The sequence below is a fragment of the Streptomyces sp. NPDC002130 genome (assembly GCF_040296465.1).
Lineage (GTDB): Bacteria > Actinomycetota > Actinomycetes > Streptomycetales > Streptomycetaceae > Streptomyces.
This window is the reverse complement of the sequence record NZ_JBEOXI010000027.1, coordinates 14703-31890: the sequence shown is the minus strand read 5'-3', so window position 1 is coordinate 31890 and position 17188 is coordinate 14703. Positions and strand designations below refer to the sequence as shown.

Here is a 17188-nt window from a genome sequence, read left to right as displayed (position 1 = left end):
CCGATCCTGCCACGTGCACCTGACACGGGGCAGCCGGGAATGAGGCGAGCGCGCACCGGCGTTGCCGGAGAAACGGTTACCTTTCGAGGAGAGACATGTCGGACAAGACCCCCGTCGACTTCTGGTTCGACCCGCTGTGCCCCTGGGCCTGGATGACCTCCCGCTGGGTGCTGGAGGTGGAGAAGGTCAGGGACATAGAGGTCCGCTGGCACCTCATGAGCCTCGCCGTCCTGAACGAGAACAGGCTGGACGAGCTGCCCGAGGAGTACCGCGAGCTGCTGGAGACCAAGGCGTGGGGCCCCGTCCGGGTCGTCATCGCGGCGCAGCAGGAGCACGGCCCCGAGGTTCTCGGTGACTTCTACACCGCGCTCGGCACCCGCATCCACAACCGGGCCGAGGGTCCCGGCAAGGAGACGGTCGCCGCCGCCCTGAAGGACGTGGGCCTGCCCGAGTCCCTCCTGGAGCACTGGGACTCCACCCCGTACGAGGCCGAGCTGCGCGCCTCCCACAAGGAGGGCATCGACAAGGTCGGCCAGGACGTCGGCACCCCGGTCATCGCGGTGCCGGGCCCCGACGGCGAGCAGATCGCCTTCTTCGGCCCGGTCGTCACCCCCGCCCCGCAGGGCGAGGAGGCCGGCCGCCTCTGGGACGGCACCCTCGCCGTGGCCTCGGTCCCCGGTTTCTACGAGATCAAGCGCACCCGTACCAAGGGCCCGGACTTCTCCAACCTGTAGGCCTCATCCGGCGGGGGCGGGCTGGATCTTGAGTTCCTCGGGGAGCAGACCGTCCTCGCCGCGGTTGAGGTAGCGCTGGTACCACCGGCAGCCGACAGCGGTGCAACGCCAGTAGTCGTCCACGAAGTGCCCCGCCCCCCTCTCCGCCCGGACCGCCGCCCGCTCTGCGGCGTTGAACATCCGGAACTCCTGCATGGTGCCGCAGGTCCGGCACGCCCGGCTCACCGTCATCAGCTCCTCCTCGCGATCACCGCCAGGTCCGGGAAGTCGGTCACGACCGCATCGACCCCCATGCGGTAGTACAGCGCGTATTCGGCGAACGCGTCCCCGAAATCGTTCGCTCCGCTCCCGCGCCGGAACCGCTCCGGCAGGAACTGGTTCTCCGCGCGGAAGGTGTACGGCCCGATCCGCAGCCCCGCCGCGTGCGCGTCCACGACGAGGGTCGTCTCCGCGACCGAGGACTTGTCCGGCCCGATCCAGTCCGCGTACTCGGCGATCGCCGCCAGTCCCGCCGGCGTCATCATCTCCTTGTAGGTCCTCCCGGGCAGGTCGTACGGCCCGCCCGTCGTCCCCAGCGCCTGCCACAGCGGCACACCCAGGCCCGTCATGCGCTGCAGGCTCGTCGGCTCGAAGGACTGCACCACGCACTCGCGCCGGCCGAGCCGGTTGCGCCGGATCGCGGCCGCCAGTTTCGGCTCCAACGGCAGTCCGATCGAGCGGAAGTACGTGGGGTGCTTGGTCTCCGGGAAGACCGCGATCGTCCGGCCGTGCTCCCGCGACAGCCGCCGCGCGAGATCCACGACCTCCTGGAAGGTCATGACCCGCGCACGCCCGTCGAAGACGGTGTTGCGGTTGCGGACCGCGGGCAGCCGCTCCACCGCCCGCAGCGTCTTCAGCTCGGCCAGCGTGAAGTCCTCGGTGAACCATCCGGTCACCTGCCGCCCGTCGACCGTCTTCGTCGTACGGCGGTCCGCGAACTCCGGGTGCCGGGCCACGTCGGTCGTCTGGGAGATCTCGTTCTCGTGCCGGACCACCAGCACATGGTCCTTTGTCGGCACCAGATCCGGTTCGATCCAGTCGGCGCCCGTCTGCACGGCGTACGTGTACGAGGGCGCCGTGTGCTCCGGGCGCCAGCCGGCCGCGCCGCGGTGACCGATGACGACCGGGCCGCCGCCCTCGCGGGGCTCGGCCGCCGCCGCGGTGGCCGTCGCGGCCGTGGCGCCTCCCGCGGCCGCCGCCAGCAGGAGGGATCTCCGTCCGAGTCGCATCCGACTCCCCTTCGTCGATGGCAGGTTCACTTCCGTGCCCGGGCCCGTGCCCCGGCCAGCCGGTCCAGGTGCTCCTCGTAGCCCCTCGCGTAGAACGCGGCCCGCTCCGGGTCCGGCTCGACGACCGCCGTCGGTTTCGTCCACGCCTCGGCGTCCAGCGGCGCCCCGCACCGCTCGGCGGCCGCCAGGACCGCGCCCCGCGCGCCCACCTCGCCCTCGACGACCCGCAGCGGCCGCCCGAGCACATCGGCCAGCAGCCGCATCCAGGCGGAGCTGCGGGTGCCGCCGCCGCAGACCGCCAGGTTCCCGGTGAGGCCCGCCGCCGCCAGGCAGTGCCGGGCCGCGTACCCGATGCCCTCGCAGGTGGCGCGGACCAGATCACCCCGGGTCGACTCCAGACAGACGCCCGTGAGTTCGGCGCGCAGACGCGGTTCCACGAAGGGCGCGCGTTCGCCGGAGGGCGCGAAGTACGGCAGCACGCGCACGCCGTGCGCGCCCGGCGGGGTCCCGGCCAGCAGACCGTCCACCTCGTCGTGCCGTACCCCGGTCGTCGACAGCACCCAGTCCAGCGCCGCCGTGCCGACCATGGCGGGCATGGCGCGCAGCCAGTGCCCGGGCCGGTCCGTGGAGATGTACAGGCCGGCCGGCTCCCCGGTCAGGTCGAGCTCGGTGGTGGCGACCAGACTGGCCAGACAGGTGCCGACGATCAGCAGACCGTCCCCCGGGGACGTCACCCCGGCGCCCAGCGCGCAGGCCGGCAGGTCGTAGGGCCCGTTCGCGATCCGGGTCCCGGGCGGCAGGCCCTCGCCCCGCGCCTCGGCCGTCGCGACCGGGTCGCTGACCGGGGCGAGCAGACCCCTGCGGTGCGCCAGCCCCAGCAGTTCGACGACCCGGTCGTCGTAGGTCCGGGTCCGCGGGTCCAGGAACGGCATCGACGCGTCCGACACATCCGTCGTCGCAGCCGCTCCCGTCAGCCGCTGGAACACCATGTCCTTGCAGTACAGGGCGGCCTTCGCGGCGTCCAGCGCCTTCGGTTCGTGCCGGTCCAGCCAGGCCAGCAGCGGCCCCGGGCAGCCGGGGAACATGGCACTGCCCGTGCGCCGGAACACCGTCTCGAACGTGCCGTCCGCCAGCCAGCCGTCGACCAGTTGGTGCGCTCGCCCGTCCATCCAGGAGGCGGCGGGCCGCACCGGCCGGCCCTCGCCGTCGACCAGCCACACCCCGTCGCCCTGTCCGGTGAGCCCGGCCAGCTCGACGGGCTCGTCCACGGCGGAGGTCAGCGCTTCGAGCACCGCGACGACCGCCCCGTACACCTCCTCCATGTCCTGCTCGACGATCCCGTCGTGCAGGTCCAGACCCACCGGCCGGGATTGCGCGGACAGTTGACGGCCCGTGGCGTCGAAGGCCGCCGCCTTGACCATGGACGTCCCCACATCGATACCGACGTACATGCGGCTCTCCTCCCGGTCCTCAGGTCAGACAGTGCGCGAGCGGCTCCCCGCGCACCCAGCGGCCCACCTCTTCGGCGGCGATCCGGGCGGCCTTCTCCGCGACCGGCTGTGACGCCCCGCCCAGGTGGGGGGTGAGGACCACGCGGTCGGCGAGTCCCAGCAGCCGGGACCGCGCCGGCAGGGGCTCCCGCTCGTAGGTGTCCAGCGCCGCCGCCGACACCCGGCCGCTCTCCAGCGCGTCGCACAGCGCACCCTCGTCCAGCAGCGGGCCCCGGGCCACGTTCACCACCACCGCGCCGGACGGCAGCAGCCCCAGCTCCCGGGCGCCGATCAGCCCCCGCGTCTCGGGGGTGAGCCGGGCGTGCAGGGTGATCACCCGCGATCGGCGCAGGAGGTCGTCGAGCGATGTCACGCGCAGACCGTGGATCTCGCCGTGCACATACGGGTCGTGCACCATCACCCGCGCCCCGAACGCGCACAGCACGCGCGCGACCCGGCTGCCGACGGCCCCGTACCCGATCAGCCCGACGGGCAGGTCCTCCAGTTCCAGTCCGCTCTGCTCGTACGTGTAGTACGTCGCCCCCTCCCAGCTGCCCCGCCGGGCGAGCGGCTCGTGGGCCTGGGGGATGCGGCGCAGGGCCGCCAGCATCATGCCGACGGTGAACTCGGCGGTGGCGGCGGCGTTGCGGCCCGGCGCGAAACACACCCGCACGTCACGGTCCTTGGCCGCGTCCAGGTTGACGTTGACCGGCCCGCCCCGGCAGACCACGACCAGCCTCAGATCCGGGCAGGCGGCGAGCACCTTCTCGGTGACCGGCCCCATCTGCGTGACCAGCACCTCGGCCCCGGCCAGCGCCTCGATCATCTCGTCCTCGGCGTCACTGGCCTCCTGCACCTCGGCGACCGGCCCGAACGGCTCCAGCGGCCAGCCGAGCCGCAGTTCCGTCACGTCGGCCCGCTCCACCTCGTGCTCCACCGCCCGCGTGATCAGCGACGGCAGGACGAAGTGGTCACCGGCGGCCACGACACGCACGCTGTTCGAGTCACTCATCGCAGGGCCTCTCCTGTCTCGGCGTCGAAGACATGGGTGTGCTCGGGGTCGGCGGCGACCCGGACCCGCTCGTCGTGGGCGAGCCGCACCTCGGGGTCGGTGAGGACGACCAGATGCCGTTCGACCCCGTCCAGGGCGAGGGTCGCCAGGCCCGACTCCAGGAGCGGCTCGTGGGCCACGACCCGGGCGGGCAGTCCGCCCTCTCCGGTGAGCCGGACGTCCTCGGGGCGGATCCCGACCACCACCTCCCGCCCCCGGTCCACCGGCACGGGCAGCGCGATGCGCACGGAGTCGGAGAGGCGGGCGTGCCCGTCGCCGCCGGAGATGCCGGGCAGCAGGGTGATCGCGGGCTCGCCGACGAAGTCCGCGACGAACACATTGGCCGGACTGTCGTAGATCTCGTAGGGGGTGCCGAGCTGCTGGATGACGCCGTCCTTCATCACGGCGATCCGGTCGGCGAGGGAGAGGGCCTCCTCCTGGTCGTGGGTGACCAGGATCGTCGTGTGCCCCAAGTCCTTCTGGATGCGCTTGAGCTCACGGCGGGTGGTGTCGCGCTGGGCCGCGTCCAGGTGGGAGAGCGGCTCGTCGAGGAGCAGCACGTCCGGTTCGCGGATCAGGGCCCGGGCCAGCGACACACGCTGCTTCTGGCCGCTGGACAGGCCCGCCGGTCGGGCGTCGAGAAGCTCGGTCAGACCGACCCGCTCGGCGATCTCCTGCACCTTGCGTTCGACATCGCCCCGGGCGGCCCTCCTGCGGGCCTTCAGCCCGAACGCCAGGTTCTCCGCGACCGACAGCGGCGGGTACAGCGCGTAGTTCTCGAACGCGACGCCGATGTTCCGCTCCTGCGCGGGCCGTTCGACGACCGACGCCCCACCGACGAGGATGTCCCCGCCGGTGACGGACTCCAGCCCGGCGATCATCCGCAGGGTCGTCGACTTGCCGCAGCCGGACGGCCCGAGCAGTCCGAGCAGCTCCCCGGACCGCAGATTCAGGTCGATGCCGCGGACGGCGTCCACCGAGGGCCGCCCGCGCGACCGGTACGTCTTGCGCAGCTCACGTAGCTCCAGTCCCGTTCCGCTCGCCATGGCCGCCCTTCATCGCACAAACCTCGTAACGGACCTTGTGCTCGTCCAGATCCCGCAGTGCCTCCGCCGTCGCCCCGTCGTCCACGAGGACCGTGTCGAAGCGGGACAGCGGGACGACCCGGTGCAGGGCGACCCGGCCGAGCTTGGTGTGGTCGATCAGCAGGACGTTGCGTGCCGCCGCGTCGAGCATCGCCCGCTTCACCGACACGATGTGCTGCTCCTGGTGGTAGGCGTACCCCCCGTGCACGGCCGACGTCGACGCGAAGCACACGTCCACCCGCAGCTGCTCGACGGCCTCCACGCACGACACTCCGAGGAACGAGGAGTGCAGCGGGTCGTAATCGCCGCCGAGTGCCATCAGATGGATGCCCCGCTGGTCGGACAGGAGGTTGATGGCCTCCAGGAAGTTGGTCACGACCGTCAGCGGCGTGACCTCGGCCGTGCGCAGCCGCCTGGCTATCTCCAGCGTGGACGTGGAGTCGTCCAGCAGGATCGCCATCCCCGGCTCCACCATGCGCAGCGCGTGCTCGGCGACGGCGGCCTTCTCGGCCCGCATGGTCTTCAGCCGGTACTGCACGTTCGACTCGAAGACCCCCGACGGCTGCGCGGTCACCCCGCCCCGGAACTTCCGTACGATGCCCTGCCGTTCGAGCTCGTCGAGGTCCCGGTGGATGGTCATCAGGCTCACCCCGAACCGCTCGGCGAGCTCCGCCGCCGTCGCCGAGCCGTCGGCGAGCACCTGCTCGGCCATGGCGGCCTGGCGTGCCGCGGGCCCCTGCTGTCCACCACTGCTGTTGCTGCTCATGACTCGGTCTCTATCCGTCGTCCCGGTCGCTCCGGCCGGTCGGCCTCGAACAGCAGCAGGTTCTCAGGCCGGACCACGAGCCGTACGGGATCGTCGGTACGAAGGCGCGCCGCGTCCGCCCGGGGGGCCACCAGCGACACCCGCTGCTCCCCGGTCCCGAGCCGGACGGTGACCTCGACGGACCGGCCGAGCACCTCGGTGACGTACACGGTCCCGGTCACTTCGTGGCCCTCGCCGTGCAGGGCGAGGTCCCGGGGCCGCAGACCGACCAGGACGTCCGTGCCGGGGGCGGCCCGCGCGCGGAGCGGCAGCTCGACCCCGCCGTCCGCGCGCACGCCGCTCTCCGTCACCACGCCCGGCAGCAGATTGATCCGGGGCCGGCCGAAGGCCCGCGCGACCTCGGTGTCGTACGGCTCGTACCAGATCTCCTCCCGGGTGCCCGTCTGCACGATCCGGCCCTCCCGGATGACCCCGATCCGGTCGCCGAGCGCCAGCGCCTCGACGGAGTCGTGGGTGACGTAGAGGGTGGTGGTGCGCTGCACGGCCCCGATCGCCTTCAACTCGGCCCGCATCTGCTGGCGGAGCTTGGCGTCGAGGTGCGAGAGCGGCTCGTCCAGCAGGAAGGCCCGGGCGGGGCGGACCAGCACCCGGCCGAGGGCGACGCGCTGCCGCTGGCCGTTGGACAGCCGGCCCACGGGCCGGTCCAGCAGCCCGGAGATGCCCAGCAGTTCGGCGATGGCGCCGATCCGCTGCCGGGCCTCGGCGGCGGGCAGCCGGTGCCGGGGCGAGCGCAGCGGCGAGGCCAGGTTGTCGTAGGCCGAGCGGTGCGGGTAGAGGGCGTAGCTCTCGAAGCACATCGCCACGCCCCGGTCGTAGGGCTCCACGCCCCGCATGTCCTCGCCGTCGAGCAGGACGGTCCCGGAGTCGGGCTGTTCGAGTCCGGCGACGGTCTTCAGGGTGGTGGTCTTGCCCGCGCCGGACGGTCCGAGCAGGCAGAAGAACTCACCTTCCCGCACGTCCAGTTCGAGCCCGTCGAGCGCGAGCGTCTTCCCGTACGCCTTGCTTATCCCGCTCAGCCGGATCATGACTTCACCGCCCCGAACGACAGGCCCCGCACCAGATACCGCTGGATCGTCAGCGCCAGCAGCAGCGGCGGTACGACGGAGACGAGCGCTGCGGCGGCCGTGAGGTTGTACTTGGGCCGGTCACCGCCGAGGAAGGACAGGGCGCCCACGGTCACCGTCTGGGCCTCGTTGGAGGTGAGGATCAGCGGGAAGACGAAGTTGTTCCAGGCGAAGATGAACGCCAGCAGCGACACGGCCGCGATGCCCGGCTTGACAAGCGGCAGAGCCACCTTGAAGAAGGCCTGCTTGCGGGTGTAGCCGTCGAGCAGGGCCGCCTGTTCCAGCTCCGGGGTCAGATCGGCGAAGTAGGACCGCATGATCCACACGATCAGCGGCAGGGTGACGAGTTGCAGCACCCACACCATGCCGACGTACGTGTCGAACAGCCCGAGCTTCTGGTACAGCACGAACAGCGGGATGATCACGGTCAGTTCTGGCGCGAAGCGGAACGACAGCAGCGTGAACATCAGGTTCTCGGAGCCCTTGAACCGCCACCGCGCCGAGGCGTAGGCGGCCGGCAGTCCGACCACCAGCGACAGCGCGACCGCGCCCACCGACACCACCAGGCTGTTGACGAAGAACCGCACGAACGGGATGCCCTCGCTGTCGCCGAGGACCGTCCGGTAGCCGTCGAGGGTGGGGGAGAAGGAGAAGTAGGTGGAGAAGAGCTGGTCGGCCGGCTTCAGGGACAGGATCACCATCCAGGCGATCGGGAACAGCGCGAAGACGAAGTAGAGGATCAGGGCGGCGTCGCCCAGCCACCCCAGGACGCGTTTGTTCATGAGGTGACCTCCGCGGCCTTCCGCTGGATCTTCCCCAGGTGCTTCACCAGCACCATCGCGGCCAGGTACACCACGGCCCACAGCACGATCGTGTAGCTGATCCCGAAGGAGTAGCGCTGGAAGCGGATGGCCTCCAGATACGCCCGGATCTGCAGGACGACGGTCGAGTCACCCGGCCCGCCCTCGGTCAGGGCGTAGATGATGTCGAACACCTTCAGCGAGTCCATGAACCGGAAGATCACCGCGACCAGGACGTACGGCCACAGCATCGGCAAGGTGAGCCGCCGGAAGGTGTACCACCACCCCGCGCCGTCCACGGCCGCCGCCTCGAACGGGGAGGTGGGCAGCGACCGCAGACCGGCCAGGGCGAGGATCGCCACGAACGGGGTGTAGACCCACACGTCCACGGCGATCGACGACAGCAGGGCGCCCGTCGGGGTGTCGGTCCACTGCACGCCGCCCAGCCCGAAGGGGCGCAGCAGGTGGTTGATCACCCCGACCGAGGGCTGGAGCATCAATTTCCAGATGATCGCCGCGATCACCGGGGCGATCATCAGCGGCAGGATCAGGATCTTCTCCAGGATCCGTCCCAGCAGGGTCGAGCGGTGCAGCAGCAGGGCGACGGCCACGCCCAGCACGGTCTCGGCGAGGGCCGCCCCGACCGCGTACAGCACCGTCACCCACGCCGAGTTCCAGAAGGCCTCCTGGGAGAAGACCGTCGTGTAGTTCTCGAACCGCACCATGTCCGGCTGCGGTTTGCTCGCCGAGAAGTCGAACAGCGTGTAGTACAGGCCGAGTCCGAACGGGTAGAGGATCCCGCAGGTCAGCAGCAGTGCGGGCACGATCAGGAGGTACGGGCGCAGGGCGAGCCGCCACCCCATGGGCTAGCCCACCTTGCCGGCGAGGTCGTCCGCCAGCCCGTCCAGCACCGACTTCGCGCCCTTGCCGCCGTAGATCTCCTGGAGGGCCGAGGCCCAGCTGGTCGTCGCGTCGAAGAACTGGGCCTGCGGGGTGAACTGGATCTTCGTCTGGTCGACGACCGTCTCGAAGGTCTCGAGGAAGCCCGGCAGGTGCCGCATCTTGTCCTTGTACGCGGCGTCGTCGGCGACGGACTTGCGCACCGGGTCGATGTGGTTGTGCGTGATCGCGCTCTTGCGCAGGTGCTCCTTGCCGGTGGCCCACTGGAGGAACAGCCAACTGGCGCTCTTCTTCTTGCTCTTGGCGTTCATGCCGAGCGACCAGATCCACATGTTGGTGGCGAGCGACCCGTCCGGCCCCTTCGGCCCCGGGTGGAAGGCGATCTTCCCGGAGGCGGGGCTGGCGCCCTTCACCGCCTGGAAGTACGCGGCCGTGTCGGCGTCGAACAGCATCCCCGCCTTCTTCGCGCCCAGGTCGCTGGAGCACTGGTACCAGGTGTACGACGTCCAGGACGGCGGCCCGCCCCGCTTGACCATGCGGGCCCAGTCCTCGGTGAAGGCGACGGCCTCGGGGCTGTTCATGGCGGGGGTGAGCTTTCCGCCGTCGACCGTGAAGTCCTTCAGCCCGTTGCGGGCGTACATCGTCATGAAGCCCGGGTGGATGGTGGCCCAGCTTCTCGACCCGCGCACGGCGATCCCGTACATGCCGTCGAAACCCGCGCCCGGCGCCTTCTGCTTGATGGTCCCGGCGAGTTCGGTCAGCTCGTCGAAGGTCTCGGCCGGTTGCACGCCGAGCTTCCTGAACAGCTCGGTGTTGTAGGCGACGACATTGGTCTCCCAGCCCCAGGGCAGCGCGTACTGTCCGCCCCGGCCCAGCGGCGCCCCCGCCTTCAGCGACCACTGGTCGGCCTGGAGCAGGTTCGGGAAGAAGTCCGCCTGGTCCCAATCGGAGCCCGTCGCGGAGGAGTTGCGCATCCAGGGCCCGAGGTCCTCCAGCCAGCCCGGCGGCCCGTACTGCCACACCATGTACGCGCCGAGCATGAAGACGTCGTAGGAGGCACGCCCGCTGGAGAGGTCCACCGTGAGCTTGTCGAAGTAGTTGTCCTCGGGGAAGACGTCGTACTCGACCTCGATGCCGGTCTTCGCGGTGAACGACTTGAGGTCGGCGATGAGGGCGTCGGTGTACGGGTGCTTGTTGAGCAGCGCCTTGACGGTGGTGCCCTTCTCCCGCTTCCAGTCGAAGGATCCGGTGACGTCGTCCGCCGCCGAGCCGTCGCTCTTGGCGTCGTTCCCGCCGAAACCGGCGCCGCAGGCCGTCAGTAACGGGGCTGCCGCCGCCCCGGCGGCGAGGGCGAGGAAGCGTCGGCGGTCGTGCACGTGCGTGTCCATCCGTACCTCCGGCGTGGAGCCTGGTTAACACGTCGAGTCGACTCGTTAACAGAGGGTGGAACGGCTGAAGTTGGGCGTCAATCCCTCGCGCACGGGAAAATATCGGGGCACAGTGAGAAGTTCACAGATCCGGCTGCGACGGCCTGGGAGGTTCCGGATGGTGAACGACGGTGCGGACGAGGGCGCGGACACGGGTGCGGGCTGGCTGGGCGTCGACCTCGGCACACAGAGCGTCCGCGTGCTGCTCGTCACCGCCGACGGCACGGTCCTCGGCAGCGGCTCGGCCCCGCTCACGGGGCGGCGGGACGGCGTGCGGCACGAGCAGGACCCGCTGCGCTGGTGGGCGGCGCTGTGTGACGCGTCGCGGGCGGCCCTGCGCTCCGCGCCCCCGGGCCTGCCGATCGGCGGACTCGCGGTGTGCGGCACCTCCGGGACGGTCCTGCTGACGGACGGCTCGGGCCGCCCGGTGAGCCCCGCCCTGATGTACGACGACGGGCGGGCGAAGGCCCAGGCCGCGCGGGCCCGGGAGGCGGGCCTCGCGGTCCAGGACACCTGGGCGCTGCCGAAGGCGCTGTGGCTGCTGGACGAGTACGGCGGAACCTCGCTGCGCCTGACGCACCAGCCCGACCTGATCGTCTCCCGGCTCACGGGCGAGCCGACCCCGGCCGACTCCAGCCATGCCCTGAAGACGGGCTACGACCTGGAGCGCGACCGCTGGCCGGACGCCGCCCTGGCCGAACTGGGCCTGCCCGATGGCCTGTTGCCGAATGTCGTCCGCCCGGGGACGCGCCTCGGCGAGGTCGGCCCGGCCGCCACCGAAGCCACCGGCATCCCCGCCGGCACGCCGGTGCTCGCCGGGATGACCGACGGCTGCGCGGCCCAGATCGCCTCCGGCGCGCTGCGGCCCGGCTCCTGGAACTCCGTGCTCGGCACCACACTGGTGCTGAAGGGCGCCGCCCGCGACCCGGTCCGCGACCCCACCGGCGTGGTCTACAACCACCGTGCCCCGGACGGCACCTGGCTGCCCGGCGGGGCGTCGAGCGTCGGGGCCGGGGCGCTCGCGGCGCACTTCCCGGGAGCCGACCCCTCCGAGCTGGACGCACCGGCCAGGGCGTACGAACCGTCGAACGTGATCGCCTACCCCCTCGTCTCGCCGGGGGAGCGGTTCCCGTTCCGGGCACCCCAGGCGACCCCGTTCGTCCTGGGCGACCCCGTGGAGAACGCCGACCTGTGGGCGGCGCTGCTCCAGGGCGTCGGCCTCGTCGAACGCCTCTGCCTGGACTACCTGCACCACCTCGGCGCACCCCTGGACGGCCCGCTCACCTTCACCGGCGGCGGCGCCCGCAGCCCGTACTGGAACCAGCTGCGCGCCGACATCCTGGGCCGCCCGGCCCGCGTCCCCGAGCAGACGGAACCGGCCCTTGGCATGGCGGCGCTGGCCGCGTACGGGGCGTCGGGGACCGGCCCGCTCGCGGATGTCGCCGAACGCATGGTCCGCGTCCGGACCGTCGTCGAACCCCGCCCCGGGCTCACGGCCGCGTTCGCCGAGCCGTACGCGCGTCTCGTCGACGCCCTGCGGGACCGCGGCTGGCTGCCCGGCCCGGTCGCCGCGCACGCGCACAGCCGGCTGAACCGGGATACTTCCGCCTCATGAGTACGACCCTCCTGCTGGTCCGCCACGGACAGACCGTCTGGCACGCCGAGAACCGCTACGCCGGCATCAGCGACATCGACCTCACCGACACCGGCCGCACCCAGGCCGACGCCCTCGGCCGCTGGGCCGCCGCCCATCCCGTCGACGCGATCTGGACGTCCCCGCTGTCCCGGGCCGTCGCCACCGCCGAGCCCGCCTGCCGCGCCCTCGGCCTCACCCCCCAGAGCGAACCCCACCTGCGCGAATGCGACTTCGGCGTGCTGGAGGGCCGTACACTCGCCGAGTTCGAGGCGGAGGACCCCGAGTGGGCCGCGGCCTACCGGGCCGACCCGGTGGAGCACTCCTTCCCCGGCGCCGAGGACCCGCTGGCCGCGGCGGCCCGTGGCGTGCGAGCCCTGCGGGACATCGCCGCCGCCCACCCCGGCGAACGCGTCCTGGTCGTCGCCCACAACACCCTGCTGCGGCTGGTGCTGTGCACCCTGCTGTCGATCCCGGTGAGCGAGTACCGCAGAGTGCTCCCGCGGTTGCGGAACGCGGCGATCAGCGAACTGCGCATGAACCCCGACGGATCCGCCGCACTCCTCTCACTCAATGTGCCGTGCGAGGCTCATGTGCCGTAGCACTATGGGCACATGACGCAGATCGACACATCGGTGCCGCACTCGGCCCGGATCTGGAACTACTGGCTGGGCGGCAAGGACAACTACCCGGTGGACGAGGCGGCCGGTGACGCGTACACCGCCGTCTTCCCCGGCATCGTCACCATCGCCCGCAGCAGCCGCGCCTTCCTGGGACGCAGTATCCGGTACCTCGTCCAGGAGGCCGGCGTGCGGCAGTTCCTCGACGTCGGCACCGGCCTGCCGACCGTCGACAACACCCACGAGGTCGCCCAGCGGCTCGCCCCGGACGCGCGGATCGTCTACGTGGACAACGACCCGCTGGTCCTCGCGCACGCCCGCGCCCTGCTCACCTCCACCTCCGAGGGTGCGACGGCCTACGAGCCCATCAGCCTCTTCGAGCCCGAGGAGATCCTCGCGGCCGCCGGCAAGACCCTCGACCTCACCCGCCCCACCGCACTGATACTCAGCGGCATCCTGGGGCACGTGGCCGACTACGACCAGGCCCGCGACCTGGTCCGCCGCCTCCTGGCCGGGCTTGCCCCGGGCAGTCATCTCTCCCTCAACGAGGGCTCCCGCGGCACGGATCCGGCCTACGAACAGGCCCAGGACGCCTACAACGAGACGGGCGCGGTCCCGTACTTCCTGCGGCCGGTGGAGCAGATCGAGGCGTTCTTCGAGGGCTTGGAGCTGGTGGAACCCGGCGTGGTCTCGGTGCCGCTGTGGCACCCCGAGCCGGGCGCGTCGACCGAGCCGATAGGCCAGCACGGCGGCCTGGGCCGCAAGCCGTAGCGTGCCCATGGGAAACCCCCGCGAGTCACGTCCTCGCGGGGGCTTCCTTCCATCCGCCTGCCGTTCGTGAAGGGTGAGAAGACGATCACGAGGCAGGACGCTTCACGGCCTCAGGGGGCCATCAGCAGCACATCCGCCCGGGACTTGGCGGCCTCGTAACGCCGGGCCACGTCCTGCCAGTTGACGACCTGCCACATGGCCTCGATGAAGTCGACCTTCTGGTTGCGGTACTGCAGGTAGAAGGCGTGCTCCCAGGCGTCGAAGACGAGGATCGGGGTGGCGCCCTGGCCGACGTTGCCCTGGTGGTCGTAGACCTGCTCCACGATCAGCCGCCCGCTCAGCGGCTCGTAGGCGAGCACGCCCCAGCCCGAACCCTGCGTGGTGGCCGATGCCTTGGACAACTGGGTCTTGAAGTTCGCGAAGGACCCGAAGGACTCGGTGATCGCGTCCGCCAGCTCGCCCACCCCGTCCTGCGCCAGCGGCTCGCCGCCGCCGTCCTTCGGGCCGGTCATGTTCTGCCAGTAGATGCTGTGCAGGATGTGCCCGGACAGGTGGAAGGCCAGGTTCTTCTCCAGCCCGTTGATCGACCCCCACGTCTCCTTGTCCCGCGCCTCGGCGAGCTGCTCCAGCGTGTCGTTGGCGCCCTTCACATAGGCGGCGTGGTGCTTGTCGTGGTGCAGCTCGATGATCTCGGGGCTGATCACGGGGGCGAGCGCGGAGTAGTCGTAAGGCAGTTCGGGCAACGTGTAGACGGGCATGGGCGGGATCCCCTCCGGACCTTATTGCAACTGGCTTGCAGGTACAAGCTAACAGCAAGAAGGGGGCCGGGCTGGGCAGACGCGCGGATCGGCGGTGTGCGGCCGGTGGAGCGCGACCTACTATCGGTCCTCGTAGGAAAAGGGGGGCGACCATGGGGCCCGAGATCGCCGAACTCGCCAGAATCGCGGGAACGACGATGGTGACGCTGATGACCGGCCAGGCCTGGGAATCGGCCCGCGAGGGCCTCGTCTCCCTCTGGCAGCGCTTCCAGCCCGACCGCGCGGAGGCCGTCGGCGGCGAACTGGAGGCCACCCGCGAGGACCTCCTGCTCGCCCGGCGGACCGGTGACGACGACACCGAGTCCGAACTCACCGCCGAGTGGCAGGCGAGGGTCCGACGGCTCCTGGTCGCCCGGCCCGAGGTCGCCGACGAACTGCGCAGGATCCTCGCGGAATTGAGCCCCCAGCCCCCGGAGGCGCAGTCCGTGGTGGAGGTCCGGCTGCGCGCCGAGGTCTCCGGCAGCGGCCGGGTCTACCAGGCCGGACGCGACCAGAACATCACCGAGCGATGAGCGAGCTCGGCGCCCGGGCCTCCGGGCAGGGACGGATCTTCCAGACCTCCGGCGACCAGTACATCGAGGAACACCACCATCACTACGGTGCCGGTGCGGGCGGCCCGCTGTTCGGACGGGCGGCCGGGCCCCCGGCGGGTGCCGGGCCGACCGCTCCCGACTCCGTACGGATGCCGCTGGTCGGCCGGGCGCCGGGCATCCTGCGCGACCGTGAGCAACTCCGCGAGACGCTCGGCGCGGCCGTCGCCGGGTCCGGCGGTGAGGTGCACGTCGTGCACGGCATGGGCGGCTGCGGCAAGACCGCGCTGGCGTACTGGCTCTTCAACGAGGCGGTACGCGAGCACGGGCGGGTGGGCTTCTGGGTCAACGCGTCCGAGCGGATGTCCCTGCGGGCAGGGATGCTGGCGGTGGCGGGGGACCGCGGTGCCGAAGCAGGTGAGCTCGCAGCCGCCGCAGCGGGCCGGCGCGCCGCCGCCGACCTCGTCTGGCACTACCTCGACCACTCCAGCGACCCCTGGCTTCTCGTCCTCGACAACGCCGACGACCCGACGGTCCTGGAGAGCGGTGCGTGGCTCCGGCCCAGTGACCGCGGCACGGTGCTGGTCACGACCCGCCACGCCACGTCGCCGCTGTGGCGCGGACCGGGCGTTCACCGACACGCCCTCGGCCTCCTGCCGTTGGAGGACGCGGCCCAGGTGCTGTGCGACCTGGCGCCGGAAGCGGGCGACCTGGAGGCGGCCCGGAAGGTCGCCGCGCGCCTCGGCCGCCTGCCGCTCGCCCTCACGCTGGCCGGGTCCCACCTTGCCCACCAACTCCTGGAGTCGTGGTCCATGGACGAGTACGACCGCAAGCTCGGCGAGGAGTCGACGTTGATCGTCGACCAGGGTGCCGCCGGGCGGGGTGGCAGCCAGTCCCGTCATCTGGTGGGCCGGACGTGGCAGTTGTCGCTGGACGCCCTGGCGCAGCAGGGGCTCCCCGAGGCGACGACGCTGTTGCGGTTGCTGTCGTTCCTGGCCGCGGATCCCGTGCCGTTGAGCGTGCTGGTGCCGGTGGCCCGGGGAGAGTTGACCGTCGACGGACTCGAACCCGCCCTTCGCCCCGAGCAGTTGGAACCGGCGCTGAAGGGTCTGATCGACCACTCGCTGGCCGAACTGGTCACTGTGGACGGGGTGCGCTGCGTGCGGGCCCACGGGGTGCTGCTCGACAGCGTCGCCGGGGGAGTGCCCGAGGACCGGCGGGCGATCGTCGAGACAGCTGCCGCCTCGCTCCTGGAGGCCGCCCTGCCCGGCGAGGGCTCCGACTCTCCCGCGGCGCGCAGCAGGCTCGCTCTGCTGACACCGCACGTGACGAGACTGCTCGGGGTGGCTGCTGACGAACGGACCGCGACCCTCGCGGTGCGGGTCCTGCGGCAGGTCTACGAGTCGGGGGACTACGCGGGGGCACTGGCGCTCGCGCCCACGGTCGTCGAGGCGGTCCGGGGCGTCCTGGGCGCCGAGCACCGGCTGGCCCTGGAGGCCGAACACCTGCAGGGCACGGCGTTGTTCCGGATGGGTCGGTTCGCCGAATCGGAGAAGCTGCACCGCCGGGTACTGGAACGCCGGGAGACCCTGCTCGGGGCCGATGACGTGGATACGCTCCACAGCTGCGCCGCTCTGTCACAACCGCTGGATCTCCTCGACCGCGACGAGGAGTCGGAACGCTGGAAGCGACGAGCCCTCGACGGCTACCGGCGGGTGCTGGGGGAAGACAGCCGGGAGGCGTTGTTCATCTGGTGCGGGCTGATCGAGGTCCTGCCGCAACTGCGCAAGGAACAGGAACTGGAGGAGGAAGGCCCCGCACTCCTGAGGGCCTGCGAGCGTGCCCTGCCGCCGGACCACCCCACGACGATTCTCGCCCGTCACAACTACGCCTACGGCCTGTTCGAGTTCGGCCGCCACGAAGAAGCCGAACCGATGGCCCGCCAGGTGCTGGCCGACCGGATCCGGCTCCAGGGCCCGGACCACCCCCTCACCCTGTCGGCCACATCCCTCAACGCCCGGATCACCCATGGCCTGGGCAGGACCGACGAGGCCATCAGGATGATGAAGGAACTGTCCGAACACCGGGCACGGGTGCTCGGACGCGAGCACCCGTTCGCCGCGCACGACCGGGCCTGGGTCGCCACCTGGCAGGCCGAGGCCCGGGGCTGA

The 17188-nt window shown here is 71.4% G+C and carries 17 protein-coding genes; 6 read left to right on the top strand and 11 right to left on the bottom strand.

The features are described from left to right. The first annotated feature begins 95 nt into the window (after positions 1 to 95). Complete coding sequence (locus tag ABT116_RS07680; protein WP_351629269.1) at positions 96 to 734, top strand: mycothiol-dependent nitroreductase Rv2466c family protein; 639 nt, start codon at positions 96 to 98, stop codon at positions 732 to 734. Between the two features lie 3 nt (positions 735 to 737). Here ABT116_RS07680 and ABT116_RS07675 read toward each other — a convergent pair whose 3' ends face one another. Genes ABT116_RS07675 through ABT116_RS07630 form a run of 10 tightly spaced genes read right to left on the bottom strand, consistent with a single transcriptional unit; the run spans position 738 to position 10606 of the window. Next, positions 738 to 965 (bottom strand): hypothetical protein, encoded by a 228-nt coding sequence (locus ABT116_RS07675; RefSeq protein ID WP_351629267.1) that lies wholly within the window; start codon positions 963 to 965, stop codon positions 738 to 740. Then, positions 965 to 2002, bottom strand: a complete 1038-nt coding sequence (locus ABT116_RS07670) for a glycerophosphodiester phosphodiesterase family protein (RefSeq protein WP_351629264.1) — start codon at positions 2000 to 2002, stop codon at positions 965 to 967. The genes ABT116_RS07675 and ABT116_RS07670 overlap by 1 nt, the downstream gene beginning before the upstream one ends. A gap of 26 nt (positions 2003 to 2028) precedes the next feature. Beyond that, positions 2029 to 3453, bottom strand: a complete 1425-nt coding sequence (locus ABT116_RS07665) for an FGGY family carbohydrate kinase (protein WP_351629261.1) — start codon at positions 3451 to 3453, stop codon at positions 2029 to 2031. Between the two features lie 19 nt (positions 3454 to 3472). Next, positions 3473 to 4504, bottom strand: a complete 1032-nt coding sequence (locus ABT116_RS07660) for a 2-hydroxyacid dehydrogenase (protein WP_351629259.1) — start codon at positions 4502 to 4504, stop codon at positions 3473 to 3475. After that, positions 4501 to 5589 carry an ABC transporter ATP-binding protein gene (locus ABT116_RS07655; protein ID WP_351629257.1) on the bottom strand — a complete coding sequence of 363 codons (1089 nt, stop codon included), beginning with the start codon at positions 5587 to 5589 and terminating at the stop codon, positions 4501 to 4503. Before ABT116_RS07655 ends, ABT116_RS07660 begins: the two co-directional genes overlap by 4 nt. Further along, positions 5558 to 6394 (bottom strand): DeoR/GlpR family DNA-binding transcription regulator, encoded by an 837-nt coding sequence (locus tag ABT116_RS07650; protein WP_351629254.1) that lies wholly within the window; start codon positions 6392 to 6394, stop codon positions 5558 to 5560. The genes ABT116_RS07655 and ABT116_RS07650 overlap by 32 nt, the downstream gene beginning before the upstream one ends. Continuing rightward, the gene (locus tag ABT116_RS07645) at positions 6391 to 7479 is read right to left on the bottom strand and encodes an ABC transporter ATP-binding protein (RefSeq protein WP_351629247.1); all 1089 of its coding nucleotides are present in this window, start codon (positions 7477 to 7479) and stop codon (positions 6391 to 6393) included. The genes ABT116_RS07650 and ABT116_RS07645 overlap by 4 nt, the downstream gene beginning before the upstream one ends. Continuing rightward, positions 7476 to 8300: a carbohydrate ABC transporter permease gene (locus tag ABT116_RS07640; protein WP_344453584.1), complete on the bottom strand. Its 825-nt coding sequence runs from the start codon at positions 8298 to 8300 to the stop codon at positions 7476 to 7478. The genes ABT116_RS07645 and ABT116_RS07640 overlap by 4 nt, the downstream gene beginning before the upstream one ends. Further along, the gene (locus ABT116_RS07635) at positions 8297 to 9181 is read right to left on the bottom strand and encodes a carbohydrate ABC transporter permease (protein WP_351629242.1); all 885 of its coding nucleotides are present in this window, start codon (positions 9179 to 9181) and stop codon (positions 8297 to 8299) included. Before ABT116_RS07635 ends, ABT116_RS07640 begins: the two co-directional genes overlap by 4 nt. Positions 9182 to 9184: 3 nt before the next feature. After that, positions 9185 to 10606: an ABC transporter substrate-binding protein gene (locus ABT116_RS07630; protein WP_351629239.1), complete on the bottom strand. Its 1422-nt coding sequence runs from the start codon at positions 10604 to 10606 to the stop codon at positions 9185 to 9187. Between the two features lie 157 nt (positions 10607 to 10763). On the opposite strand from ABT116_RS07630, the gene ABT116_RS07625 reads away from it, so the two are divergent. Genes ABT116_RS07625 through ABT116_RS07615 form a run of 3 tightly spaced genes read left to right on the top strand, consistent with a single transcriptional unit; the run spans position 10764 to position 13669 of the window. After that, the gene (locus ABT116_RS07625) at positions 10764 to 12260 is read left to right on the top strand and encodes an FGGY-family carbohydrate kinase (RefSeq protein ID WP_351629236.1); all 1497 of its coding nucleotides are present in this window, start codon (positions 10764 to 10766) and stop codon (positions 12258 to 12260) included. Continuing rightward, complete coding sequence (locus ABT116_RS07620; RefSeq protein WP_351629233.1) at positions 12257 to 12880, top strand: histidine phosphatase family protein; 624 nt, start codon at positions 12257 to 12259, stop codon at positions 12878 to 12880. The genes ABT116_RS07625 and ABT116_RS07620 overlap by 4 nt, the downstream gene beginning before the upstream one ends. A gap of 12 nt (positions 12881 to 12892) precedes the next feature. Further along, positions 12893 to 13669, top strand: a complete 777-nt coding sequence (locus ABT116_RS07615; RefSeq protein ID WP_351629231.1) for an SAM-dependent methyltransferase — start codon at positions 12893 to 12895, stop codon at positions 13667 to 13669. Positions 13670 to 13779: 110 nt separating this feature from the next. Here ABT116_RS07615 and ABT116_RS07610 read toward each other — a convergent pair whose 3' ends face one another. Further along, a complete protein-coding gene (locus ABT116_RS07610) occupies positions 13780 to 14427 on the bottom strand; it encodes a superoxide dismutase (RefSeq protein WP_351629229.1) in 648 nt (215 codons plus the stop codon). A gap of 152 nt (positions 14428 to 14579) precedes the next feature. Here ABT116_RS07610 and ABT116_RS07605 point away from each other — a divergent pair, with 152 nt between their 5' ends. Further along, positions 14580 to 14999 carry a hypothetical protein gene (locus ABT116_RS07605; RefSeq protein WP_351629226.1) on the top strand — a complete coding sequence of 140 codons (420 nt, stop codon included), beginning with the start codon at positions 14580 to 14582 and terminating at the stop codon, positions 14997 to 14999. Then, a complete protein-coding gene (locus tag ABT116_RS07600; protein ID WP_351629223.1) occupies positions 14996 to 17188 on the top strand; it encodes a tetratricopeptide repeat protein in 2193 nt (730 codons plus the stop codon). Before ABT116_RS07605 ends, ABT116_RS07600 begins: the two co-directional genes overlap by 4 nt.